The organism is Pseudomonas sp. B21-048 (assembly GCF_024748615.1).
GTDB lineage: Bacteria > Pseudomonadota > Gammaproteobacteria > Pseudomonadales > Pseudomonadaceae > Aquipseudomonas.
The window spans coordinates 2,838,401-2,861,643 of record NZ_CP087168.1 but is presented as its reverse complement, the minus strand read 5'-3'; the positions used below and the strand labels follow the sequence as shown (position 1 = coordinate 2,861,643).

The following is a 23,243-nucleotide window of genomic DNA, read 5'->3' as shown; positions in this document are numbered from 1 at the left end:
CTGACTGTCGCGAAGCTACGACACGCAGCAGATTCAAAATTGAGTACAGTTACGTCATTCTGCGCAAAATTTGGCTTCGGCCTATTCCAAGATCTATACACAGAAGGTCAAATTCAATGAATGATACGGGGTTTGCAATCGTTCTAAATAACCTACAAATTGCTGATGACTTGTTGCCGTTCGAAATAAGCGAGAGTGCAGTAATTAGGCGGGCAACACATTTCGAAGCAGAGCACTATAAGTTCCTCTTGAAAGCTGCAGGTCAATTTTCAACTTTCATTGTCGATCATGGCTCGGAAGTGAAAAAAGTGGAAACAACGCCAGGGAGTTTTCACAATAGATACGTGCCGCCTGAAAGTTCTCAACTATTGGTGGTTGAAACAACAGAGTATAATAGAAATATTCAATCCATAAATATGGCTGGCAAATTAACCAGGTTTCAGTTCAGGGTTGGTGGTCACGCAGGCTACGCTAAAGACTCGAACAAGAAAGCAGTATCTATGCACCAGGGATTTAACAGTTACGAACTGGATTTGCTACAGGATTTCACTCACAAAGGCTCAATTTCGATTCCATTGAATGAACTTCAGGAGTTGCGAGGTTATTACGTTAAAATAAATGACAATTCCAAGCCGGTTGATCGTCGAATCAATCGGGCCATAACTATCTATCATGATATTGATACTTTGCCATTTTTTTCGGAGCTAAGAACGCTCTCCTACTTCGCTGTTCTAGAATGTTTGTTGACTAGGCAGGATGCCAGTGGAGCAGCTTTGTCTATACAAAAACAACTTCAGAGAAAAACTGAGCTTTTATGTAATTACATTGGTTTTGACACCCAAAACACAAAATTTTTTAAACCTCTTGGCATCAAAAAATTATGGGAAAAACTATATGCACTGCGCAGCAGCATAGCGCATGGCAATATTTACGATATTAGAATCGATGCGCCGGAATTGATTGATCTTCAAACGGTTAACAGCTTTATGGAACAATTGGTACGAGAAATGCTTCGAACAGCTATCGACCAATACCAGCTTGTGGCTGATTTGAGAGAGTGCTAGCACAGTAGGTCTTTCTCTATCTCCCAATTCATATAGGTTTCGAGACGGCGAGCGCTTACGGTTGCTCACTGGCGTGTAGAGTGGCAAACCGAGAACTCAACGGGGTTTTGCGTGAGTTCCGCCGCGATTGATCCTTTATACGTAAGGGCTGCTCATAACAATGGATTCCTACGGCAGCTTCCAGTTAGTTGGCTGACCTGGATGCCTGCTTCTGGCCGTTCTCAGTCAATAATCAATGCGGACTCCGACGACGGATTGTAATCGCCCCTAGCGGGTAATTCGAGACCCGGCGCAGGGTTGCATACGGCAGGGCGTGCCTGATTGGTTGTTTATCCGTAACTCGCCATCGGGCAACGCAACTAGGGCAGTTGGTGCTGCTCGATAAAGCCATTGGGTAGGGGGCGGTCAAAAGTCTGGAGTCCTCGCCCGAAGGACCGATCCCTGCCCGTTTCGATCATTAATTCGTAGTTTTTTAGGAAATCGCCGTCTTGGACGAATTTGGGGGAATGCTGGAGGTGCTGCGTCAAAAGTATTAGCGTTCGCAGTATCGGCGCCCCCACGCCCAAACTATTTTTCCATCTCTTCCATCCCAAAACGGGGAGAGTAATGATGATCACAAGCGTCACCCGGAGACGGCAAAACGGGAGGGAGGGCGTCGGCATGATAGGTTCCCTGCTGGAGGCGGAGAAGATAAGGGTACTTCCCGTTTTAGGTATACGTTTAGGTATACATACTGAGATTAATAATAGATAAATCCGGTAAAATAGCGGTCTGTAGGCGGTATGTTCGACCCCGGCTTCGGGCACCATTTAAAATCAAGGGTTTGCTGGCGAAAGCTAATGCAAACCCTTGTTCGTTTCTGCTCCGCTATTTTTGATCGATAGGTGTTGAAGGAGTCCACACGCAATCGTTCATATGTAGCGCCGCTACTTCTCCGTCCATTTCCCCCCCCCCAGTTTCGCAATCGATCCTGGCCTGCGGCAGGTTCTCGATGCTGTAGTAATACGTGATGACCTGGGCATTGTCGGGAATGTTCAGCGGTTTGCTGTTCTTGTCTTTGCTGATGGATTGAGGGTTGGCCAGCGCCTCTGGCGTCAATGTACCCAGGCAGGTGGCCCGATAGCGATCACCGCACTGCGCAACTTTGGTCTTGGTGCTGGTCAGCATTTCCTTGCTTTCGTTGCTGCAGGACCAATCAATAGCGTCCACTGGCATGCCTTCGTATTCATAGCAGGAGTGGGTTTCGATCACCGGCACTGAAGCGCTTTGGGATCGGGTTTTGACATCGCACCCTTGTGCCATCGCCCACGTGGGCACAGGCTGACGATCAGAAGCAGAAGAAGTCTGTTCATCGATATTTCCTCTCCCATAGCGCCCCGGGGGGTAGCAAGGAGTCAGCTACACGAATGGCTGGCCGGTGAAACCACGCGGCAGTCTTTGCAAGCCAGGCATTTCGATCAGCCGCTGGGTCCAGGCTGCGCGCCAGTCAGTGACGGTGTGGGCGACTTTGGCCTTGCGTGCAACGCGACGTGCAGCGTTGCGTTCGGCTTTGCGTGCTTCTTTGAACGCATCGGTGTTGCGGCAGCTTCTGCATTTCACCCGGGTCAGTATGCGGCTTGAAGTCAGGTTGCTGCCTTTGTGCCCGCAGGCCAGGTGCCCGCCGACTTTGAAGTGAGTGACCACGATGCATCTCCTTCGTGACGTGTAATCGTTCGACAGGCGGACGAGGGCGTTCGTTCGCTATATGGCAGGCAAAAAAAGGCCCGCATGCGGGCGGGCCAATGGGCATTCTTGAAAAGGAGTAGATGCACTGTAGGGGGGTAGTTGTGAACGCGGTGTGAAATGTCAGAAACACACAAACATAAAAACCCGGCAAACCTGGCCGGGTTGGTGTGTAGCGCATGACAAGCAGACAGGTATAAGCCTGGTGACGATAATGTCACCGATCAGGCGTCCTGACTCGGGCTCTGTCCCTGGTTTGAATACTTTGCTCGGCTCATCTGAAGCGAGGCAGCGGCGGCTCGACAGGTTTGAGCGAAGACAGCGCGCTGCGAATCTGCGGCGTATCTTTCTCGATGTCGTTCAGACGATCGCGAATCCTGAGGGCTGTCGGATGTCCCCCTTGATTATCAACCCAGTCGGCGATTTCCTTGCACGCGGCGGCAAGGCGCGCCTGACGGGAGTCAAGCAGGGTAAGCAGGGTGGTGATGGACTCTTTCTCGGACATGACATACACCTCCGTTCAAAGAAATCGGGTAAAGGGCAACAAAAAGCCCGCGAGGAGCGAGCTTTCTGCCGATGGGTCGCTGATCCTTCAGCTCCTTTGAGTATAGACCCAGATAAGAAGCCCGCTGAATTCGCAAGAATCGTGCGCAAGGTTTTTTCGGACAGCCGTAACGGTGGAACATCTCGTCTTCCAGTTGAACACTGAACATCAATCTTGAGGGTTTTATTGCAAGATGCATGTGCTATGGTTGTGTACTCAAGCATTGATCATCAATCAGAAGCCACCATGAATAACGATCAGCGAACCGCTCACCTCATTTACGGACCGATTGCTGCAGGAAAATCAACCTTTGCCCGCACACTTGCCACAGAGGTCAACGGTGTTCGCTTCGCCATTGACGAGTGGATGCAGGCGATGTTCGGGGCTGACGTGCCTGAACGAATGGACATGTCGTGGGTCATGCCCCGCGTGGCCAGATGCCAGGCCCAGGTCTGGTCAGTAGCAAAACAAATTCTTGGCACCGGAACAGATGTCATTCTGGAGCTTGGCTTGCTTCGAAAAACGGATCGGGATTCGATCAAGTCGAAGGTTGAACAAGCGGGGCATGTGGCGCTTTTCCACTTTGTCGATGCGCCATTGCCAATTCGCAGACAACGTGTGCTTCGCAGGAACTCGGAGAAGGGGGAAACCTATTCGTTCGATGTGACACCGGGGATGTTTGAGGCAATGGAGTCCTGCTTTGAGCATCCGACCGACAGTGAACTGTCGGACTCGCACCTTGTGCGAGCACTGCAAGAATGAGCACCGTCGTGAATACAGATGAAAACAATGGCAGTGCGGACGCAGGTCTTGAGTTTTGCATCAGATTGTCGCGCGCCTATGCCAATTTGACGCGGCGCCTTGATAACGTGTTGTCCGGCTTGCACGGGCTCAGTTTTGCCGATTTCATGACCCTTTATTACCTTGAGCGCGCGCCGGGTGGCAGGCTGCGTCGAGTGGACTTGGCTGAGCGGCTGGGCTTGACCGCCTCAGGTGTCACTCGCAGTTTGCTTCCCCTGGAAAAATTGGGCCTGGTATCACGACAGCCTGACCCGAGGGATGCACGAGTGGGCTACGCAACACTCACAGATTCGGGGCGTCAGCTCTTGGGCCACGCAGTTACGTCGGTTCGCACTGTCGCACAAGATGCAACCGAATGGGTTGCATCGGAACAGATCGAGGCGGCATCAGCACTACTCGGACGACTGGCAGGGATGAACTCGTCCAATAGTTAGAAGCGCCAGGATTGGGGCAGTCATTCCGAATTCTGCGGGGCGCCCAAAATGACAGCAACCGGCTTCAGGCCTGCCGGGACTTCGGTGAGCTGACCGCGTTAAGCCGCCGACATTCGCGCGCGGCGTCCTCTTCAAGATCGAAGCCGTCACCGATGAAGCCGCGAGTGCGGGTATCGGTGATGCGATACCAGATGGCAGCGTCGGGTGGTGGGTGATCGGGTTCTCCGGCCCGGCGGCCATGAATAATGATCTTGTTGCAGCGTTTCACAACGAAAATGTCTTCCATGGCGTCACCGAAGCTATTCGTATTCAGATCAAGCATAGAAGCCCTTTGCGATCGTGCACAGAATGGGCAGGTCAGTTCGTCGGTTTAGTCCACCTCGAAGAGGTCTCACGGTATTTCGGCCGTCTCGATGAGTTTCTCCAGAAGCACAGCCAGCGCGACTTCTTCAGCCCTGAGTCTTTTGCGCCCTCTCGATCGCGGCAGTTCGGACAATGCGCCCTGCATGAAGCCATCGACGACCGCAGGGTGGATATAGCACTTGCGGCAAATCGCCGGAGTATTACCCAATTGTCGAGCGACATTCTTGACCATTTCCACCACATGCCGCTTTGCATCGGCTTCCGATTCCCACTGCAGCTCGCGCAGCACCGCCAGGGCCAGCGCGCTGCCGGCCCAGGTGCGGTAATCCTTGGCGGTGAAATCGGCGCCAGTCAACGTCTGCAAGTAGGCGTTCACGTCGGAGGAACTGACGGTGTGCCGCTCGCCGTTTTCGTCCAGATATTGAAAGAGGTTTTGCCCGGGGAGTTCCAGGCAGCGCTTGATGATCCGTGCCAGGCGCCGGTCTTTTAGGGTGATCTGGTGCTCGATACCGCTCTTGCCGCGAAACTGAAACAAGATCGCGCTGCCATTGACCTCGACATGACGGCTGCGCAGAGTCGTCAGGCCGTAGGAGCGATTGTCCCGGGCGTATTGAGTGTTGCCGACCCGAATGAGCGTCGCATCGAGCAAGGTAATCACCGTGGCCATGACCTTGTCGCGGCTGAAACCGGGTGCGGCCAGCAGCACTTCGAGTTTTTTGCGCAGTTTTGGCAGCGCCAAGCCGAATTCCCGCAGGCGCGAGTATTTATTGGCGTCGCGCACTTCTCGCCAGCGTGGGTGATAACGGTATTGCTTGCGGCCACGAGCGTCGCGGCCGGTGGCTTGCAGATGACCGCGCGGGTCTGGGCAAATCCACACGTCGGTGTAGGCAGGCGGTACCGCAAGTGCGTTGATGCGTTTGATTTCATCCGGATCGCTAATATGCTGACCCGCCGGGTCGAAGTAGCAAAACTTGCCGCGCAGGAGCTTGCGGGTGATGCCGGGCTGGCTGTCATCGACGTAATGCAGATCGGGCGGCAGAACATCGGGCAACGCGGTATCTGGCATGGCAGGCAATCCCGGGCGACGAATCATGGGGCGTTAAGCCATTGACCGCGCGCCGATGCCGGGGTGCCTGGAGAATGCCTGGAGAGTGTCGACAGATTTTAGGCCAGCACCGCCACCGCTTTGATCTGCGCCCAGAGTTGCTGTCCAGGGTGCACGCCCAATTGATCCCGGGAATAGCGTGTGATCCGCGCCAACAGCGGCGTGCCGGCCGCGTTCAGGCGGATCAGTACGTGAGCGGCGTTATCGGCGCCGATTTCACTGATCACCGTGACCGGCAGGCGGTTGAGAATGCTGCTTTGCTCGACGCCTTGCAGACTCAGGCTGATATCCCGCGCCTGGACCTTGCAGCGCAATGCCTGACCTTCGGCCATCGGCGAATGGGCGACCCGAATGCTCAGGTCCGTGTTGGGCAGTTGCAGGGTCAACAATTGATAATCAGCGTCGTAGGCGCTGACGTGCCCTTCGATCACCACGCCGGCGTCATCGCCCAGCGCCAGCGGCAGATCGAGCCGGGCCAGGGTTTCTCCGATGGGGCCGCTGGCCAGGGCCTTGCCGTTGCCGAGCAGTACGAGGTGATCGGCGAGCCGCGCGACTTCATCCTGGGAATGGCTGACGTACAGCACGGGAATGTCCAGCTCATCGTGCAGCCGTTGCAGGTAAGGCAGGATTTCGTTTTTACGCTGAGTATCGAGTGCCGCCAGCGGTTCGTCCATCAGCAACAATTTCGGGCTGGTGAGCAGGGCACGAGCGATGCCGATCCGCTGGCGCTCACCGCCAGAAAGGTTCTGCGGATCACGATCGAGCAAATGGGCGATCCCCAGCAACTCCGTGGCATGGACCATGTCGACCCGGCGCTGTGAGTGGGGAATACGTCTGAGACCGAACTCCAGATTGGCCCGCACCGATAAATGCGGGAACAGGCTGGCTTCCTGGAAGACGTAACCTAAAGCGCGTTTATACGGCGGGACGAAAATCCGTTTGTCGCTGTCCTGCCAGACTTCGTCATTGACCTGGATAAAACCTTGCTCGGCCTGTTCCAGACCGGCGATGCAGCGCAGGCAGGTGGTTTTGCCCGAACCGGAATGGCCGTAAAGCGCCGTCACGCCGCGACCGGGCAGTTGCAGATCTACATCCAGAGAGAATCCCGAGTAATTCAGTTTCAAACGCGCATGAATCATCGATCAGCTCCAGACCGCTTTGGTTTTTCGGCTGGAGTAAAGCGCCAGCAACACCGCAAACGAGAACACCAGCATCGACCCGGCCAGCCAATGGGCCTGGGCATATTCCATGGCTTCGACGTGATCGTAGATCTGCACCGAGACCACGCGAGTCTTGTCGGGAATGTTGCCGCCAATCATCAATACCACACCGAATTCGCCGACGGTGTGGGCGAAACCGAGAATGGCTGCGGTGATGAAGCCGGGGCGGGCCAGCGGCACAATCACGCTGAAAAACGTGTCCAAGGGATTGGCGCGCAAGGTGGCAGCCACTTCCAGTGGGCGAGTGCCGATGGCGGAAAAAGCATTTTGCAGTGGTTGGACCACGAACGGCATCGAATACAGCACCGAGCCGATCACCAGCCCCGCAAAACTGAAGGTCAGGGTGCCAAGCCCCAGCGATTGGGTGAACTGACCGATCCAGCCGTTCGGGCCGAGTGCCAACAACAAGTAAAAGCCAATCACCGTGGGCGGCAGCACCAAGGGCAGGGCGACGATCGCCCCGATCGGGCCGCGCAGCCAGGAACGGGTGCGCGACAGCCATAACGCAATTGGAGTGCCGATGACTAATAGGATCATGGTCGTCAGGGACGCCAGTTTCAGGGTCAGCCAAATGGCGGAATAATCGGCACTCGATAGCGTCATTTAGAGTTGGTAACCGTAGGATTTGATGACGGCGGCGGCTTTCGGACCTTTGAGGTAGTCAACCAGCGCCTTGGCGGCCGGGTTGTCCTTGCCTTTATTGAGGATCACCGCGTCTTGTTTGATCGGATCGTGCATGTCGGCCGGGACTATCCAGGCCGAACCGCTGGTGACTTTGCCGTCTTTGTAGATCTGCGACAAGGCCACAAAACCGAGTTCGGCATTACCAGTGGAAACGAACTGGTAGGCCTGGGTGATGTTCTGGCCTTCGACGATCTTGTCTTTGACTTTGTCGGTCAGGCCCTGCCTGGCGAGCACCTGAGTGGCGGCCAGGCCATACGGGGCGGCTTTCGGGTTGGCGATGGACAGATGCTGATATTGATTGTCGCTCAGCACTTTGCCCTTGGCGTCGACGTAACCGTCCTTGGTCGACCACAGTGCCAGGGTGCCGATGGCGTAAGTGAAGCGCGAGCCTTTGACCGTGTCGCCTTCGGCCTCGAGTTTTTGCGGGGTGGCGTCGTCTGCCGAGAGGAACACTTCGAACGGAGCGCCGTTCTTGATTTGGGTATAGAACTGGCCGGTGGCACCAAAGGAGGTGACCAGTTTGTGCCCTGTGTCTTTCTCGAAATCGGCCGCGATGGCCTGGATTGGCGCAGTGAAGTTGGCAGCAACAGCAACCTGGACTTCATCAGCCTGGGCGGACCCGAAAGCAAACACGGTGAACAGGCACGCGGGGGCAAAACGTGAGGCACGAATGATCATGAAACGGCTCCGTGGCAGGCGAGATAAAACGCTATATAGCGGAATATATAGCGAATCGCCTGTAAACGGAATGAATGGGATGCACACATTGAATCATGCGCGCCCCTGTAGCAGCTGCCGCAGGCTGCTACAGGGACCTTTCCTGCTGACGGACCAACTTCGCTAGTCCTTCCTCGGCCAAACGCCGGGTCAGCTCTGCCGACGTCATTTCAACGCCCAGCGTAAACGCCTGCCCGGCCCAAAGGCTGCTGAAATCCGCTTCCCCTTTGGCCCGCAATGGCATCAGCGCACCGCCCGCCAAAGGGAAGGCCGGCGCTTTGGCGCTCATCGGTCCCAGCTCACGCATCACCCGATTGAGAATCCCGCGTGCCGGACGCCCGGTGAAAATGTTGGTGACCGCCGTCTCGCTTTCCTTGGCCGTACGCAACGCCTTGCGGTGAGAAGCGCTGACCTTGGCCTCCGGCGTGAACAAATAAGCCGTACCCACCTGAACCGCCGAAGCGCCCAGCAGAAAAGCCGCCGCGACGCCCCGCGCATCGCCAATTCCGCCCGCCGCTATCACTGGCACGTTCACCGCATCGACGATTTGTGGCACTAGCGCGAAAGTCCCCACCTGGCTGCTCAGGTCATCACTGAGGAACATCCCTCGATGACCGCCAGCCTCGTAACCCATGGCAATGATTGCGTCGCAACCATGCTGCTCCAGCCAGATGGCTTCTTCGACCGTAGTCGCCGAAGAGAGAATTTTCGCCCCAGTGGCTTTTACCCGATCCAGCAGCGACTTTTCCGGCAAGCCGAAGTGAAAACTCACGACTTCAGGACGAAACTCTTCGAGCACTTCGCAGGCCGCATTATCGAACGGCGCGCGATTGGATACCGGCGTTGGTGCATCGAAATCGACCCCCAATTCCCGATAGTACGGTTCCAGCAGGTTCTTCCAGTCCCGGGCGCGCTGCTCATCGGGTGGCGGAGGTTGATGGCAGAAAAAATTGACGCTGAACGGGCGCTGGGTGTGTTGGCGAATCGTCTTCAGCTCCTCGCGCAACTGCTCGATGCTCAGCATCGCGGCGGGCATTGAGCCCAGGCCGCCAGCGTTGCTCACCGCAATCACCATGGCCGAAGTCGTCGCGCCGGCCATGGGGGCCTGGATAATCGGCAGTTCGATCCCGAGCAGGTCAAGCATGCGGGTGTCTGGCCATTGATTCATGTGCAGTGTTCTCCGACGTCGGTAGAAGCGAATTTGTATCAGTAATGACTGACCCAAGGCCAGTCGAGTTCGAGGATTGGCTTAAAGTCGGCTGCGGCGATGTGTTTTCATGTGCTATTTCAACAGCACGACAACTGAGCGATTCCATCGGGAGGCAGTGATGTTCAAAGGCATTTTGATCGACAAGGATGACAGCGGTTACCGGGCCACTCTGCAAGAGATCAACGACGATCAGTTGCCTGAAGGCGATGTAACCGTGCGTGTGGCATACAGCACGTTGAACTTCAAGGATGGCCTGGCGATCACTGGCAGCAGCCCGGTGGTGCGCAAATTCCCGATGGTGCCGGGGATCGATCTGGCGGGCACTGTCGAAGTCAGCGGTCATCCGGACTACAAGGTTGGTGATCAAGTCCTGCTCAATGGCTGGGGGGCGGGCGAAGGACACTGGGGCGGATTGGCGCAGAAAGCTCGCCTGAATGGCGACTGGCTGATCCCGCTGCCCAAAGCATTCACCGCCGCGCAAGCAATGGCCATCGGCACGGCCGGTTACACGGCGATGCTGAGCATCCTGGCGCTGGAGCACAACGGCGTGAATCCCGGTCAAGGCGAAGTGCTGGTGACGGGCGCCAATGGTGGCGTAGGCAGTTTCGCCGTCGCGCTGCTGAGCAAGCTCGGCTATAGCGTGGTGGCGTCCACTGGCCGCACCTCTGAGCACGAATATCTCAAGCAATTGGGCGCCAGCGAAATCATCGATCGCGCCACGTTGTCGGAGCCGGGCAAACCGTTGGCCAAGGAGCGTTGGGCGGCGGTGATCGACTCGGTCGGCAGCCACACGCTGGCCAACGCTTGCGCAAGCACTCGGGCCAACGGCACCGTCGCCGCCTGCGGTCTGGCACAAGGCATGGACTTCCCGGCCTCCGTCGCGCCGTTCATTTTGCGCGGTGTGACTCTGGCCGGCATCAACAGCGTGACCCAGCCCAAAGCCAAGCGGATACTGGCCTGGAATCGCCTGGCCAAGGATCTGGACTTCGCCTTGCTGCCGCTGATCAGTCACGAAATCGGCTTGAGTGAAGCCATCGACGCGGCGCAGCGCCTGCTTGCCGGCCAGTTGCGCGGCCGGGTGGTGGTCGACGTCAATCGTTGATCGTCTTGACGCCAATCAAACAGACAAACTGTAGAAACAAGGAAATAGCGACAATGGATGTAAAGCTACGTGAAGTGCTGCCCTTTAGCGTCTCGGGTTTGCAGGTGCGAACCCTCAATGTCGCAGAGCAGCAGCCAGATACCGCGCGTATCGGCCCTATGTGGGAACGATTTTTCGTTGAGGACGTTTTCGACAAGATCGCCCACAAACAGCCGGATTCGTTTATGTACGGCGTCTATTCCAACTACGAGTCCGATGCTTCGGGCCAGTTCGATGTGACCGCGGGTGCGGCGGTTACCGCGTCCTCCGAAAACTTTGCGCAGATTCAGGTTGAGGGCGGCGATTACCTGGTGTTCAGCGCCAAAGGACCGATGCCCGACAGCGTCATTCAGACGTGGGGCCTGGTCTGGGCTTACTTCGAGGATAACCCGCAGGTTCGCCGCAAGTTCGCCACGGACTTCGAGGTCTACACTGGTCCGGAGTCCGTGGCGGTCTATATCGGCATTCAGGATTCAGCCGCGTTTTCTCGCTCCAGCAACTGACGCTTGCGCTCCACGCCCCAGCGATAGCCCGACAGGTTGCCGTCGCTGCGCACCACGCGATGGCAAGGGATTGCCACCGCCAGGCTGTTTGCGCCACAGGCCTGGGCCACGGCGCGCACGGCTTTCGGTGCGCCGATGCGCTGGGCGATATCGGCATAACTGGCGGTGCTGCCGAGAGGAATGTCCCGCAGCGCTTGCCACACCCGTTCCTGAAATGCCGTGCCACGTACGTCCAGCGGCAAGTCCAGGCCGAGCGCCGGGGCTTCGATAAAACCCACCACTTTAGCGATCAACTGCTCGAACTCATGATCGGCGCCAATCAGGTTGGCGCGGCGAAACTTGTCCTGCAGATCACAGACCAATTGATGCGGGTCGTCCCCCAACAGAATCGCGCAGACACCGCGCTCACTTTGCGCCACCAGAATCGCTCCCAGAGAACACTGGCCGACGGCAAAATGAATGTCGTTGTTTTGTCCGGCCGCACGGTAATCGCTAGGCGTCATGCCCAGCACTTGATCCGCGGCCTCATAGAATCGGCTGTTGGAGTTGAATCCGGCGTCATACAGCGCGTCGGTGACCGTGCCGCCGTCCGCCAGACGCTCGCGAACCTTGCGTGAGCGATGGGCGGTGGCGTAGCCCTTGGGCGTCAGGCCGGTAATGGCCTTGAACACGCGATGGAAGTGGAAACTGCTTAGGCCAGCGGCGTCCGCCAGTTCATTCAGCGCCGGCAACGTCTCGGCGGATTCAATGTGACGGCATGCGGCGGCCACGGTCGTGGCGTGCTGTGCGGCGACGTCGCTTTGATCCTTCGCGGCCCGTTTGCTGGGACGATAACCTGCCGCCTGAGCTTGCTCGGCGGTGTCGAAGAATTCTACATTCTGCGGTTTCGGCAAGCGTGCCAGGCTGCTGGGGCGGCAGTAGATGCCAGTGGTTTTCACCGCATACACAAAATGCCCGTCGGCGCGGGGATCGCGTGCGACCACGGCGGCCCAGCGAGGATCGTTTTCGGTGGCGATATTTTTCGAATGAGTTGTCATGGCTTCATGTCCGTTGACCCGTTTCATGCAGATTAACCAGCCGGCAGAGACGCCACACTCCGGGTCTTGCGGTCGAATTCAACGGTTTCATCCAGCGGTACGAAAGGTGAAGTTGATCCGTTGTTCGCCCAGCTGAGGGTGATAACCCTCCTTGATCGGCAATACGCCGTGATAACGCAAACGGTCCACGCCGCCCCAGACCACAATATCGCCGTGCATCAGCGGCACGCGTTGGCTTTTGGCGCTGCGTTCGAAGCCGCCGAACAGGAATGTGGCCGGCAACCCCAAGGACACCGACACAATGGGTGCCGCGTAGGAACCTTCGTCTTTGTCCTGATGCAACGACATCCTGGCACCAGGGACATAGCGGTTAATCAAGCAGGAATCCGGTACGAAACCCATAAACCCTGCCTCTTGCGCCGCCGCTTGCGCCAACTCGAAAAACACCTCGGGCATTTCAGGCCAGGGCAGGCCGGTTTGCGGATCGTTGCGGGTGTACTTGTAACCGCTGCGGTCGGTGGTCCAGCCCCAGGTGCCGCAACTGCTTAGTGCCACCGACATGGTAAAGCCGCCAGGCGTGACCATTTGCCGAAAGGGCGCGGCTGCCAGAACCGCCTCCAGCGCCGGCAGCAACCGGTCGAACCACGGCAGGGCGAAGCCTCTAAGCACGTAGGATTGTTCGCCGATTTGCTCGCGCCTGGGTTGTTGCTCGGGTTCGGCATCGGCAAACAAATCGAGGGTGATCGGGCTCATGGGGTCATAACGCATCGTGAAAGATGATTCCAAGGGTATGCCGTTTTCCACTGTGCAGGCGACTCACCCCGTGACGCATGGTCACCCGGTAATAGCCGCGAACGCCTTTTACCGGGCGCTGATTCACGGCAAAAATCAACGCGTCGCCTTTCTTCAGGCCGATGACTTGCGGGCGTGACTGCATCCGTGGGCGTTGTTCGGTCAGCACAAATTCACCGCCGGTGAAGTCTTCTCCCGGTTCTGACAGAAGAATCGCCACTTGCAGCGGGAAGACGTGTTCGCCGTACAGATCCTGATGCAAACAGTTGTAGTCCTGCGGGCCGTATTGCAGCAACAAAGGTGTCGGGCGTTCCTGACCGGCGGCATGGCAGCGTTGCAAAAATGCTTCGTGCGATTCGGGGAAGCGGGTCGACAGGTCCATGGATTCGTGCCAGCGATTGGCGATTGGAACCAGTCGAGGGTAGAACGCGCTACGCAACCGGGCCACCGGATCTGGCAGCGGGTACTTGAAGTACTTGTACTCACCTCGGCCAAAACCGTGCCGAGCCATCACCACTTTCGAGCGAAAGGGCTCGGGCCGGTCGTACAGGGCGCTTATTTCATCGCAGGTCTCAGGGCTTAAAAACGACCTGATAACGGCGCAGCCATCCTGGTCGAGTTGCTGCTCCAAGGCGGCCCAGTCGAGGGCATCATTGTGAATCGGGTCGGTAAACAAGGGGTCTGACTCCTTGACCAAAAGGTCGAGGCGGCCAGTTTAGTGAGCGTTGCGGGAGTGGGCACTCCGGCGCTTGCGGTCGAATTCGAAAGGGGAGCAGACGTCCATGTTGTCGCTCCAGATCGCTTTACAACGCTTTGCTCACGCTGATCTCGCTGATGACATCTTCAGTCTGGCCATGAATGACGTCGAGTGCAGCCTTGGCTTCTTCTTCCGTGCCGTTCTCCAGCTGGGCGAATTCAAAGCGGCGCTCGCCGTTGAGTTTGTATTTGATGACGTATTTGGTCGTCTGGGCCACGGTCATACCTGCCTGTTTTCGTGTGGGCTCAGCTCAGTTTCGAGCTGGAGCGGCGGATGATCTTGATCGAGTGCGTCAGGCTCGGCTTGCGGGTCACGCTGATCGGCCGACGGGTGACCATGTCGATGGTGATGTTCCAGAAACCAGTGCTCGGCGCAGTGATGCGGGCCGGGAAGGTGTCGAATGCGCCACCGTGGTAAGTGTGACGGCCGCCATTCTTGAAGCTGCGGAAGTTGGCGTCGTTCATCAAGCGGATGTTGCACATTTGGGAGCACTGAATGACGACGATGTCGTCTTCGTTGAGGTGCTCGCGCTGGTGGATAAATTTCATGAGGCGCCTCCAGAAGGGCTTTTTCTACAAAATCAAAACGATAGCATGGGCGATTAGCGCAGTTTATCAGCCCGAACAGGTTATTATCCGGCTGTCGGGGTCCGCTTTGACAATTAAAAACAGTTATTCGGAATTCTATGAGCGATAAAAGCAATGAGCCTCGGAGAAAAACAGTATTTGTGCTGTCGGAGGGTCTTTATCGGAGGTTTTGTATGAAGTGGGGTGTTCTGGTCGTGCCGTTGGCATTGGCAGTGGGTGGGTGTGCGAGTGTCTCGGACATCAATGAGTCGCTGCCCACTATGAGCGTGATTTCAGGCAAGAAACCCCATGAGTACGCGCAGTGCCTGGTCGAGAAACTGGCCGAAAGCCGTGGAGCGCTGCAAGTCGAGCCGCACAAGGAAGGCGTGCGGGTTATCGTGCCGCAGAAGTTCTCCTCGGGGCCGGCAGCGGTATTTGAAATTGAAGACCGCTCCGGCGGCAGCAGCATCAAGCTGCATGAACGCATCTCCAATGTGCCTTTGCGCCCATGGGATGTGCGCAATGCCGCCACCGCGTGCATATCCGGCTGATAAACTACCCCCGGTCAGCATCGATGCCGTCAAAGTCGCGCTTTGACGGCATTGTCATTTCTGGAGTCAAGCATGAAGCGAGAGCAGGTGCGGGAGCGCCATGCAGAGGGTCATATCTCTGCCACCCACGTGATTCAGAACCCGGCGAATCCGGGGGAATGGATCGTGTTTTTCAAGAAAAGCGCCGGGCGCAGTTTTTTCCTGGTGGATGACAACGATGAAGTCGAGTCCTTCAGTCGCCTCGACGATTTAATCGAGACTGTGCGCGGGCTCGGGATCAAATTCGCTGAAATTCACATGTAGCTACTTGCAGACCACCACCACGCTGCGGTTTTTGTAGTTGCCGACGTCGACGCCCAGGGTCTTGTCGCTTTCCTCAGGCGAAGGTGTGCCATCGGTACCGACAATCCGATAGCCGGTGCCGGCGCAAGAGGCATCAGCTTTTTCGTAGCAGGTGGCCCAGGAATTGGCCTCGCCGGAGCAATCGATGGTCAGCCCCTGTTCACCATTGTTCAGGTAGGTTTTTTCAGCCGAGGCACAGCCCGCCAAGGCAAGAACTGCAAACAGCGCCAGTATCGTTTTCATGGAATCAGTCATCGGGAAGGGAAGGGCTGGCGCGAGGGTATAGCGAATGGCCATTTCGGTACAGATAAACCCATCACCGAGCCCCCGTTCAATGCTCGAACGGCATTTGCCGGGGCCGGTCCTGGTCATTTCTTGCGGCGGGGGCTCCGAGCTGGCGCTGCTTCACGGGGTGCGGCCGGGGCAGAGCGGTCGTCCTGGAACACCGCAGCCACTTCCACCGCCATCGCCTTGCTGGGCAATGGGCCAGCGACCTGTTCGCCGTGGTAATTGACTATCCACCACTGACCGTCCTCGTCCTGGCTGACCGAATAACCGTTTGCGTTTTGTGCTGCCGACATATAACTGCCTCGTTGGCGGGATCAAGGCGGCCATGATACGTCAAATGCACGCAAACGGCGCTCATGGGCGTAGAGTGGGACCGCTCGATCCGTCGAACCGGAAGGCGATTGAACTATTCGCCGGTTTATTTCTCTATGATGGCAGCGGTTAGCCAGCGCGGGGCATTGTAAGGTGCGCGCCGCCTGATTAGACTGCGCCGAAACTCGTACACACAGCCCTTTCAAGGACTTATATGATCAAGAAATGCTTGTTCCCAGCAGCCGGTTACGGTACTCGCTTCCTGCCAGCGACTAAAGCCATGCCCAAAGAAATGCTGCCGGTGGTAAACAAGCCACTGATCCAGTACGGCGTCGAAGAAGCACTGGATGCCGGGTTGACCGAAATCTCCATCGTTACCGGTCGCGGCAAGCGCGCCCTGGAAGACCACTTCGACATCAGCTATGAGCTGGAAAACCAGATCAAGGGCACCGACAAGGAAAAATACCTGGTCGGCATCCGCAAGCTGCTCGACGAATGCTCGTTCTCCTACACGCGCCAGACTGAAATGAAAGGCCTGGGCCACGCAATTCTGACGGGCCGCCCACTGATCGGCGACGAACCTTTCGCCGTGGTACTGGCGGACGACTTGTGCGTCAACCTTGAGGGCGACGGCGTACTGACCCAGATGGTCAAGCTGTACAAGCAGTTCCGCTGCTCGATCGTGGCCATTCAGGAAGTCGACCCGCAAGAAACTCACAAGTACGGCGTGATTGCCGGTGAGATGATCCGCGATGACATCTACCGCGTTCACAGCATGGTTGAAAAACCAAAGCCTGAAGATGCACCGTCGAACCTGGCGATCATCGGCCGTTACATCCTGACCCCGGACATCTTCGACCTGATCGAGCAAACCGAGCCAGGCAAGGGCGGCGAAATCCAGATCACCGACGCCCTGATGAAGCAGGCACAAAACGGCTGTGTCATGGCCTACAAGTTCAAAGGCAAGCGTTTCGACTGCGGTGGCGCCGAAGGCTACATCGACGCGACCAACTTCTGCTTCGAGAACTTCTACAAGACTGGCAAGGCTTACTGATAGCGCCTGAGCTGCTTGTATTGAAAAGCCACCTTCGGGTGGCTTTTTCTTTTTCCGGCCCCAGATAGTTTGCAACGCTTGCCCAAAGGCCGCCCGCAGGTATGCTGGTGACCTGCCAAGGAGAAAGAAATGGCCTACGATTTTGACCTGTATGTAATTGGCGCCGGTTCCGGCGGTGTACGGGCTGCACGGTTTGCGGCCGGTTTCGGCGCGAAAGTCGCCGTGGCCGAGAGCCGCTATCTGGGCGGTACGTGTGTGAACGTCGGCTGTGTGCCGAAAAAATTGCTGGTCTATGGCGCGCACTTCGCTGAAGACTTCGAGCAGTCGCAAGGTTTCGGCTGGACCCCGGGCGAGGCGAAGTTCGACTGGGCGACGCTGATCGCCAACAAGGATCGCGAGATCAATCGCCTGAACGGCATCTACCGCAATCTGCTGGTCAACAGCGGCGTGGCCTTGCATGAAGGTCACGCGAAAATCGTCGATCCGCATACCGTCGAGTTCGATGGCAAACGCTATACCGCCAAGAATATCCTGATTGCTACCGGTGGCTGGCCGCAGATCCCGGAGATTCCGGGGCACGAGCACGCGATCAGTTCCAACCAGGCGTTCTTCCTTAAAGAGCTGCCCAAGCGTGTTCTGGTGGTCGGTGGCGGTTACATTGCGGTGGAGTTTGCCGGGATTTTCCACGGCCTGGGTGCCGAGACCACGCTGCTGTATCGCGGTGATCTGTTCCTGCGCGGCTTCGACGGTGCGGTGCGCAAACATTTGCAGGAAGAACTGACCAAGCGCGGCATGGACCTGCAATTCAATGCCGACATCGAGCGCATCGACAAGCAAGCCGATGGCAGCCTGAAAGCCACGCTCAAGGATGGTCGCGTACTGGAGGCGGATTGCGTGTTCTATGCCACCGGCCGGCGTCCGATGCTCGACAACCTGGGGCTGGAAAACACTGGCGTCAAACTCGACAAGAAAGGTTTTGTCGAGGTCGATGAACAGTATCAAACCGCAGAGCCATCGATCCTGGCCCTGGGCGATGTGATCGGTCGCGTACAATTGACGCCGGTCGCGTTGGCCGAAGGCATGGCCGTGGCACGACGTTTGTTCAAGCCCGAGCAATATCGCCCGGTGGATTACAAGATGATCCCGACCGCCGTGTTCAGCTTGCCGAACATTGGTACCGTCGGCCTGACCGAAGAGGAGGCGCGGGAGGCCGGGCACGATGTGGTGATCTTCGAAAGCCGTTTCCGGCCGATGAAGCTAACCCTGACCGAATGCCAGGAGCGCACCTTGATGAAGCTGGTGGTGGACGCCAAGACCGACAAGGTCTTGGGCTGCCACATGGTTGGTCCGGATGCCGGCGAGATTGTTCAGGGGCTGGCGATTGCACTGAAGGCGGGCGCGACCAAGCGCGATTTCGACGAAACCATCGGCGTGCATCCGACGGCCGCCGAAGAGTTCGTCACCATGCGTACGCCAGTCGCGGGTTAATCGTCCTTACGCGAGGCTGATGCGTCTGGCCCTGTCGCAACGACAGCGGCCAGGCGCGCGCTTTCATCCACGCTTGCCTGCAACTTGATCAGTTCAACTTCCAGCGCTTTGTTGATGTGCGACTGTTCGTCGATGTTCTGCTTGAGTGACTGGCTTTCCAGCATGGCAATACGCAAGCGTTCCTGGAGGAGGGTGCGCTCGCTGTCGATACGGTTGACCTGTTCCAGCAGTTGATCTTGTCGGCTGTTGGTGTGCTTGAGTTGCTCTTGCGACAGGCTCAACTCCCGCAGCGTTCCGCGATTTTCAGTCAGCAAGCGCTCGTTGTCTCGATGCAGCTGGGTGATTTCATCCTGGCGTACCAGTGCGCTTTGCTGCGCCTGACGCAACTCCATCTGAATCTGCTGCACCTGACCTTCGTGGCGGCGCTGTTCCTGCTCGCGTTGGTCCTTGACCGCGTTGCGGTAGTGTTCCAATGCCTCGCGGGCGTGCAGGTGTTTTTCTTCCAGTGAGCGAATCTGCTCGTCCTTGTCCTGCAAGCGTAATTCGTAATCCGCCAGTGCCTGGTTCAGTCCGGCGTTGCGGGTTTGCTCGGTTTGCAGCATGGAGCGGGTGTCTTGCAGTTCCGCAGACTCTTGGGTCAATGCCAGGCTTTGAATTTCGTATTGCTGATGCAATTCGGTATTGGCCTCGCGGGCCTCATGCAGTTGGGTTTCCAGTTCTTTTCGTTGTTGCTCGAACTGTGCGCGTGCCTGATCGATGGGTTCTTGCGCCTGTTCTTTCAGACGTAGCGCCAAGCGCGATACAAGGCTTGTCAGCTCATCGTCGATAGGTTCGGAAGGTGCTTGAATGGGCTCGACACCGTCATCGAGCTCCTTCATGTAGCGATGGATTGTGGTTTTTGAACCGGTATTGCCCATCTCGATCCGCACCGCATCGATGCTCGGGTGTTCGCCCCGGGCGAGGATTGCCGAGCGTGCCGCCTGCACCAGAGCCTTGTTTACGCCGCCACGTGCCATGTGTTCTCCTACGATTTGATACTGTGGTACGTACCACTATTATAAGCAATGTACCATGCTAATGATAAAGTTAAAAATTCTATGATTAATCATGCGGGATATACTGGTATTACCCCGTGTGATGCGCTGTAATCCGGGTTTCGCCCGCCAGAGCGGTACGTTTTCGAGAACTGAGCCTATGACTGATCTGGATCGCTACCTGCAAGCCGCCACGCGCGACAACACTCGTCGCAGCTATCGCGCGGCCATCGAGCATTTTGAAGTCAGTTGGGGCGGGTTCCTGCCGGCGACCAGTGACAGCGTTGCGCGCTATCTCGTGGCTCACGCAGGTGTGCTGTCGATCAATACCTTGAAGTTGCGCTTGTCCGCGTTGGCGCAATGGCACAACAGTCAGGGTTTCGCCGATCCCACCAAGGCGCCCGTGGTGCGCAAAGTGTTCAAGGGCATTCGCGCGCTGCACCCGGCCCAGGAAAAACAGGCTGAGCCGTTGCAGCTTCAGCATCTGGAGCAAGTGGTGGCCTGGCTGGAGCAGGAAGCGCAAACCGCCAAGGCGCAGGGCGATCAACCGGGTTTGCTGCGGGCCCGACGTGACACGGCGCTGATCCTGCTGGGCTTCTGGCGCGGTTTCCGTAGCGATGAGTTGTGCCGCGTGCAGATTGAACATGTGCGGGCCAGCGCCGGCTCAGGCATCACCCTCTACCTGCCTCGCAGCAAGAGCGATCGCGAGAACCTTGGCCAGACGTATCAGACGCCAGCCTTGCAGCGCTTGTGTCCGGTGCAGGCCTATATCCAATGGATCACTGAAGCTGCGTTGGTCCGCGGCCCGGTGTTCCGGGGTATCGATCGCTGGGGCCATCTGAGCGAGGAGGGCTTGCACGCCAATAGCGTGATTCCGTTGTTGCGTCAGGCGCTGGAACGCGCCGGCATTCCGGCCGAGCACTACACCAGTCACTCCTTGCGCCGGGGCTTTGCCACCTGGGCTCATCAGAGCGGTTGGGATTTGAAGTCGTTGATGAATTACGTGGGCTGGAAGGATATGAAGTCGGCCATGCGCTATGTTGAAGCCAGCCCGTTTCTCGGGATGACCCGCATCGCTGAAAAGCCGTTGGCGCCGTAGATCACGTTTTCTTCTATTAATACTGTCGGCTAATAGCGAAAACCAATCAGCAGCATCAGGTTTGCCAATGAGCCAACCGGCGATCGACTGGGTAGGATTCACCTCATCAACTTCTTAACCCCTGACGGAGAGTCATCGATGCCTATCATCAACAGCCAAGTTAAACCGTTCAAAGCTGACGCCTTCAAAAATGGCGACTTCGTAAAAGTGTCGGACGCTGACCTGAAAGGCAAGTGGTCTGTCGTGTTCTTCTACCCAGCTGACTTCACCTTCGTCTGCCCGACCGAACTGGAAGACCTGGCTGACAACTACGCCGAGTTCCAGAAACTGGGCGTCGAGATCTACAGCGTTTCTACCGATACCCACTTTGCCCACGCTGCCTGGCACAACACTTCGCCAGCCATCGGCAAAATCCAGTACACCATGATCGGCGACCCGACTCACGCTATCTCTCGCAACTTCGACGTGCTGATCGAAGAAGCCGGTCTGGCTGACCGTGGCACCTTCGTGATCAACCCTGAAGGGCAGATCAAAATCGTTGAACTCAACGACGGCGGTGTAGGCCGTGACGCTTCCGAGCTGCTGCGCAAAATCAAGGCTGCTCAGTACGTTGCTGCTCACCCAGGCCAGGTTTGCCCAGCCAAGTGGAAAGAAGGCGAGGCCACTCTGGCTCCGTCCCTGGACCTGGTCGGCAAGATCTAAGTCCGTGGATCGCATCATCAGGGCGGGTTTCCGCATCTAAGTAAGCTGCAACCGCCCTCAAAAACGCCCGGGCGAGATTCGCTCGGGCGTTTTTTTATGTCTTATGATTAAAAAGGAAATCGCCCGTATGTTGGACGCCAATCTTAAAGCCCAGTTGAAATCGTACCTGGAACGGGTCACCCAGCCGATCGAGATCGTTGCCTCCCTCGACGACGGTGCGAAATCCCAGGAAATGCTCGCATTACTCAAAGACGTTGCCAGTCTTTCCACCCAGATTACGTTGCTCGACAACGGTAACGATGCGCGTAAACCATCGTTCTCGATCAATCGCCCAGGGGCCGATATCAGCCTGCGTTTTGCCGGTATCCCGATGGGCCACGAATTCACGTCCTTGGTGCTGGCCCTGCTGCAAGTCGGCGGCCACCCCTCGAAAGCCAGTATCGAAGTGATCGAGCAGATCCGCTCGCTCAAAGGCGAGTTCAACTTCGAGACTTACTTCTCGCTGTCCTGCCAGAACTGCCCGGACGTGGTCCAGGCATTGAACCTGATGGCTGTGCTGAACCCGAACATCCGCCACGTCGCCATCGACGGCGCGCTGTTTCAGGCTGAAGTCGACGAGCGCCAGATCATGGCTGTGCCAAGCATTTACCTGAACGGCGTCAACTTCGGCCAGGGCCGCATGGGCCTCGAAGAAATCCTCGCCAAGATCGATACCCGTGGCATCGAGCGCCAGGCCGAGAAAATCAGCGCCAAAGAAGCCTTTGATGTACTGGTCGTCGGCGGTGGCCCGGCCGGTGCTTCGGCGGCGATCTACGCTGCTCGTAAAGGCATTCGCACCGGTGTGGCGGCGGAGCGTTTTGGTGGTCAGGTGCTCGACACCATGGCCATCGAGAACTTCATCTCGGTGCAGGAAACTGAAGGGCCGAAACTGGCCGTGGCACTGGAAGAACACGTCAAGCAGTACGACGTGGACATCATGAACCTGCAACGCGCCGACAAGCTGGTGCCGGGCAAAAATGGCGAACTGCACGAAATCCATTTCGCCAGCGGCGCCTCTTTGAAAGCCAAGACTGTGATTTTGGCGACCGGTGCCCGGTGGCGTGAAATGAACGTTCCCGGTGAGCAGCAATACCGCAATAAGGGCGTGGCGTACTGCCCGCACTGTGACGGTCCGCTGTTCAAAGGCAAGCGTGTGGCGGTGATTGGTGGCGGTAACTCCGGCGTCGAAGCGGCCATTGACCTGGCCGGTATCGTGTCCCATGTGACGCTGCTGGAGTTCGACGTACAACTGCGTGCCGACGCGGTGTTGCAGCGCAAGTTGCACAGCCTGTCGAACGTCACCGTGATCACCAGTGCGCAAACCACTGAAGTGATCGGCGATGGCCAAAAGGTCAACGGCTTGCGCTACAAGGATCGTCAGTCGGACGAGTTGCGCACTGTCGAGCTGGAAGGGATCTTTGTGCAGATCGGTCTGTTGCCTAACACCGATTGGCTCAAAGGCACCATCGAGCTGTCGCCGCGCGGCGAGATCATCGTCGATGCCCGTGGTGAAACGTCGATGCCTGGCGTGTTCGCAGCCGGTGACGTGACCACCGTGCCGTACAAGCAGATTGTGATTGCGGTGGGCGAGGGCGCCAAGGCTTCCCTGAGCGCATTCGATCACCTGATCCGCACATCGGCGCCTGCATAAGCGCCGACGCTGAAAACACAAAA

The 23,243-nt window shown here is 57.2% G+C and carries 29 protein-coding genes; 12 read left to right on the top strand and 17 right to left on the bottom strand.

The features are described 5' to 3' along the window. The first annotated feature begins 116 nt into the window (after positions 1-116). Positions 117-1,064: a HEPN domain-containing protein gene (locus tag LOY56_RS13445; protein WP_258614673.1), complete on the top strand. Its 948-nt coding sequence runs from the start codon at positions 117-119 to the stop codon at positions 1,062-1,064. 867 nt (positions 1,065-1,931) lie between these two features. On the opposite strand, the gene LOY56_RS13440 is transcribed toward LOY56_RS13445, so the two are convergent. The 3 genes from LOY56_RS13440 to LOY56_RS13430 all read right to left on the bottom strand — a co-directional run bounded on the left by LOY56_RS13440 (position 1,932) and on the right by LOY56_RS13430 (position 3,291). Then, a complete protein-coding gene (locus LOY56_RS13440; protein WP_408980333.1) occupies positions 1,932-2,321 on the bottom strand; it encodes a hypothetical protein in 390 nt (129 codons plus the stop codon). A 141-nt stretch (positions 2,322-2,462) separates the two neighbouring features. After that, complete coding sequence (locus tag LOY56_RS13435) at positions 2,463-2,747, bottom strand: hypothetical protein (RefSeq protein WP_258614672.1); 285 nt, start codon at positions 2,745-2,747, stop codon at positions 2,463-2,465. A 313-nt stretch (positions 2,748-3,060) separates the two neighbouring features. After that, positions 3,061-3,291, bottom strand: a complete 231-nt coding sequence (locus LOY56_RS13430) for a hypothetical protein (protein WP_008012835.1) — start codon at positions 3,289-3,291, stop codon at positions 3,061-3,063. Between the two features lie 285 nt (positions 3,292-3,576). On the opposite strand from LOY56_RS13430, the gene LOY56_RS13425 reads away from it, so the two are divergent. Further along, positions 3,577-4,092, top strand: coding sequence for an ATP-binding protein (locus tag LOY56_RS13425; protein ID WP_258614670.1), 516 nt, complete (start codon positions 3,577-3,579; stop codon positions 4,090-4,092). 8 nt (positions 4,093-4,100) lie between these two features. Then, positions 4,101-4,565, top strand: a complete 465-nt coding sequence (locus LOY56_RS13420) for a MarR family winged helix-turn-helix transcriptional regulator (protein ID WP_258622552.1) — start codon at positions 4,101-4,103, stop codon at positions 4,563-4,565. A 64-nt stretch (positions 4,566-4,629) separates the two neighbouring features. On the opposite strand, the gene LOY56_RS13415 is transcribed toward LOY56_RS13420, so the two are convergent. From LOY56_RS13415 to LOY56_RS13390, 6 genes are all read right to left on the bottom strand, one after another. Further along, positions 4,630-4,887, bottom strand: a complete 258-nt coding sequence (locus LOY56_RS13415; protein WP_258622551.1) for a hypothetical protein — start codon at positions 4,885-4,887, stop codon at positions 4,630-4,632. 69 nt (positions 4,888-4,956) lie between these two features. After that, positions 4,957-5,994, bottom strand: a complete 1,038-nt coding sequence (locus LOY56_RS13410; protein ID WP_258622550.1) for a DNA topoisomerase IB — start codon at positions 5,992-5,994, stop codon at positions 4,957-4,959. 98 nt (positions 5,995-6,092) lie between these two features. Beyond that, the gene (gene modC, locus LOY56_RS13405) at positions 6,093-7,172 is read right to left on the bottom strand and encodes a molybdenum ABC transporter ATP-binding protein (RefSeq protein WP_258622549.1); all 1,080 of its coding nucleotides are present in this window, start codon (positions 7,170-7,172) and stop codon (positions 6,093-6,095) included. A 3-nt stretch (positions 7,173-7,175) separates the two neighbouring features. After that, positions 7,176-7,856, bottom strand: coding sequence for a molybdate ABC transporter permease subunit (gene modB / locus LOY56_RS13400; RefSeq protein WP_258622548.1), 681 nt, complete (start codon positions 7,854-7,856; stop codon positions 7,176-7,178). Beyond that, complete coding sequence (modA, locus tag LOY56_RS13395) at positions 7,857-8,615, bottom strand: molybdate ABC transporter substrate-binding protein (protein WP_258622547.1); 759 nt, start codon at positions 8,613-8,615, stop codon at positions 7,857-7,859. A gap of 127 nt (positions 8,616-8,742) precedes the next feature. Continuing rightward, positions 8,743-9,822, bottom strand: a complete 1,080-nt coding sequence (locus LOY56_RS13390; protein WP_258622546.1) for a nitronate monooxygenase family protein — start codon at positions 9,820-9,822, stop codon at positions 8,743-8,745. Between the two features lie 160 nt (positions 9,823-9,982). On the opposite strand from LOY56_RS13390, the gene LOY56_RS13385 reads away from it, so the two are divergent. Further along, complete coding sequence (locus tag LOY56_RS13385) at positions 9,983-10,966, top strand: MDR family oxidoreductase (RefSeq protein ID WP_258622545.1); 984 nt, start codon at positions 9,983-9,985, stop codon at positions 10,964-10,966. A gap of 53 nt (positions 10,967-11,019) precedes the next feature. Next, the gene (locus LOY56_RS13380) at positions 11,020-11,508 is read left to right on the top strand and encodes a GyrI-like domain-containing protein (protein WP_258622544.1); all 489 of its coding nucleotides are present in this window, start codon (positions 11,020-11,022) and stop codon (positions 11,506-11,508) included. Here LOY56_RS13380 and ada read toward each other — a convergent pair. The 5 genes from ada to LOY56_RS13355 all read right to left on the bottom strand — a co-directional run bounded on the left by ada (position 11,472) and on the right by LOY56_RS13355 (position 14,642). After that, a complete protein-coding gene (gene ada, locus LOY56_RS13375) occupies positions 11,472-12,545 on the bottom strand; it encodes a bifunctional DNA-binding transcriptional regulator/O6-methylguanine-DNA methyltransferase Ada (protein WP_258622543.1) in 1,074 nt (357 codons plus the stop codon). The two genes, LOY56_RS13380 and ada, sit on opposite strands and share 37 nt — an antisense overlap. Before the next feature lie 87 nt (positions 12,546-12,632). After that, positions 12,633-13,313, bottom strand: a complete 681-nt coding sequence (gene alkB, locus LOY56_RS13370) for a DNA oxidative demethylase AlkB (protein WP_258622542.1) — start codon at positions 13,311-13,313, stop codon at positions 12,633-12,635. Then, positions 13,303-14,013, bottom strand: a complete 711-nt coding sequence (locus tag LOY56_RS13365; RefSeq protein WP_258622541.1) for a 2OG-Fe(II) oxygenase — start codon at positions 14,011-14,013, stop codon at positions 13,303-13,305. Before LOY56_RS13365 ends, alkB begins: the two co-directional genes overlap by 11 nt. Positions 14,014-14,140: 127 nt before the next feature. Further along, complete coding sequence (locus LOY56_RS13360; protein ID WP_162232616.1) at positions 14,141-14,311, bottom strand: hypothetical protein; 171 nt, start codon at positions 14,309-14,311, stop codon at positions 14,141-14,143. 28 nt (positions 14,312-14,339) lie between these two features. Next, complete coding sequence (locus LOY56_RS13355) at positions 14,340-14,642, bottom strand: DUF1883 domain-containing protein (protein WP_038983189.1); 303 nt, start codon at positions 14,640-14,642, stop codon at positions 14,340-14,342. Positions 14,643-14,854: 212 nt separating this feature from the next. On the opposite strand from LOY56_RS13355, the gene LOY56_RS13350 reads away from it, so the two are divergent. Together LOY56_RS13350 and LOY56_RS13345 are read left to right on the top strand one after the other, a co-directional pair. Next, a complete protein-coding gene (locus LOY56_RS13350; protein WP_038983190.1) occupies positions 14,855-15,211 on the top strand; it encodes a hypothetical protein in 357 nt (118 codons plus the stop codon). 72 nt (positions 15,212-15,283) lie between these two features. Further along, entirely contained in the window at positions 15,284-15,514 is a 231-nt protein-coding gene (locus tag LOY56_RS13345; RefSeq protein ID WP_007935641.1) for a hypothetical protein, read from the top strand. Here LOY56_RS13345 and LOY56_RS13340 read toward each other — a convergent pair whose 3' ends face one another. Continuing rightward, a complete protein-coding gene (locus LOY56_RS13340) occupies positions 15,515-15,796 on the bottom strand; it encodes a hypothetical protein (protein ID WP_258622540.1) in 282 nt (93 codons plus the stop codon). Between the two features lie 125 nt (positions 15,797-15,921). Further along, complete coding sequence (locus LOY56_RS13335; protein WP_050683079.1) at positions 15,922-16,134, bottom strand: hypothetical protein; 213 nt, start codon at positions 16,132-16,134, stop codon at positions 15,922-15,924. A gap of 233 nt (positions 16,135-16,367) precedes the next feature. Here LOY56_RS13335 and galU point away from each other — a divergent pair, with 233 nt between their 5' ends. Then, entirely contained in the window at positions 16,368-17,207 is an 840-nt protein-coding gene (gene galU / locus LOY56_RS13330; RefSeq protein WP_007900040.1) for a UTP--glucose-1-phosphate uridylyltransferase GalU, read from the top strand. 129 nt (positions 17,208-17,336) lie between these two features. Continuing rightward, complete coding sequence (gene gorA / locus LOY56_RS13325) at positions 17,337-18,695, top strand: glutathione-disulfide reductase (RefSeq protein WP_258622539.1); 1,359 nt, start codon at positions 17,337-17,339, stop codon at positions 18,693-18,695. Here gorA and LOY56_RS13320 read toward each other — a convergent pair. Continuing rightward, positions 18,692-19,711, bottom strand: coding sequence for a DNA-binding protein (locus LOY56_RS13320; RefSeq protein ID WP_258622538.1), 1,020 nt, complete (start codon positions 19,709-19,711; stop codon positions 18,692-18,694). The two genes, gorA and LOY56_RS13320, sit on opposite strands and share 4 nt — an antisense overlap. Before the next feature lie 178 nt (positions 19,712-19,889). Between LOY56_RS13320 and LOY56_RS13315 the strand changes: the two genes are divergently transcribed. The 3 genes from LOY56_RS13315 to ahpF all read left to right on the top strand — a co-directional run bounded on the left by LOY56_RS13315 (position 19,890) and on the right by ahpF (position 23,220). After that, positions 19,890-20,828 carry a site-specific integrase gene (locus tag LOY56_RS13315; RefSeq protein WP_258622537.1) on the top strand — a complete coding sequence of 313 codons (939 nt, stop codon included), beginning with the start codon at positions 19,890-19,892 and terminating at the stop codon, positions 20,826-20,828. Between the two features lie 138 nt (positions 20,829-20,966). Beyond that, positions 20,967-21,530 carry an alkyl hydroperoxide reductase subunit C gene (ahpC, locus tag LOY56_RS13310; protein ID WP_038983195.1) on the top strand — a complete coding sequence of 188 codons (564 nt, stop codon included), beginning with the start codon at positions 20,967-20,969 and terminating at the stop codon, positions 21,528-21,530. Positions 21,531-21,657: 127 nt separating this feature from the next. Continuing rightward, positions 21,658-23,220 carry an alkyl hydroperoxide reductase subunit F gene (ahpF, locus tag LOY56_RS13305; RefSeq protein WP_258622536.1) on the top strand — a complete coding sequence of 521 codons (1,563 nt, stop codon included), beginning with the start codon at positions 21,658-21,660 and terminating at the stop codon, positions 23,218-23,220. Positions 23,221-23,243: the final 23 nt, after the last annotated feature.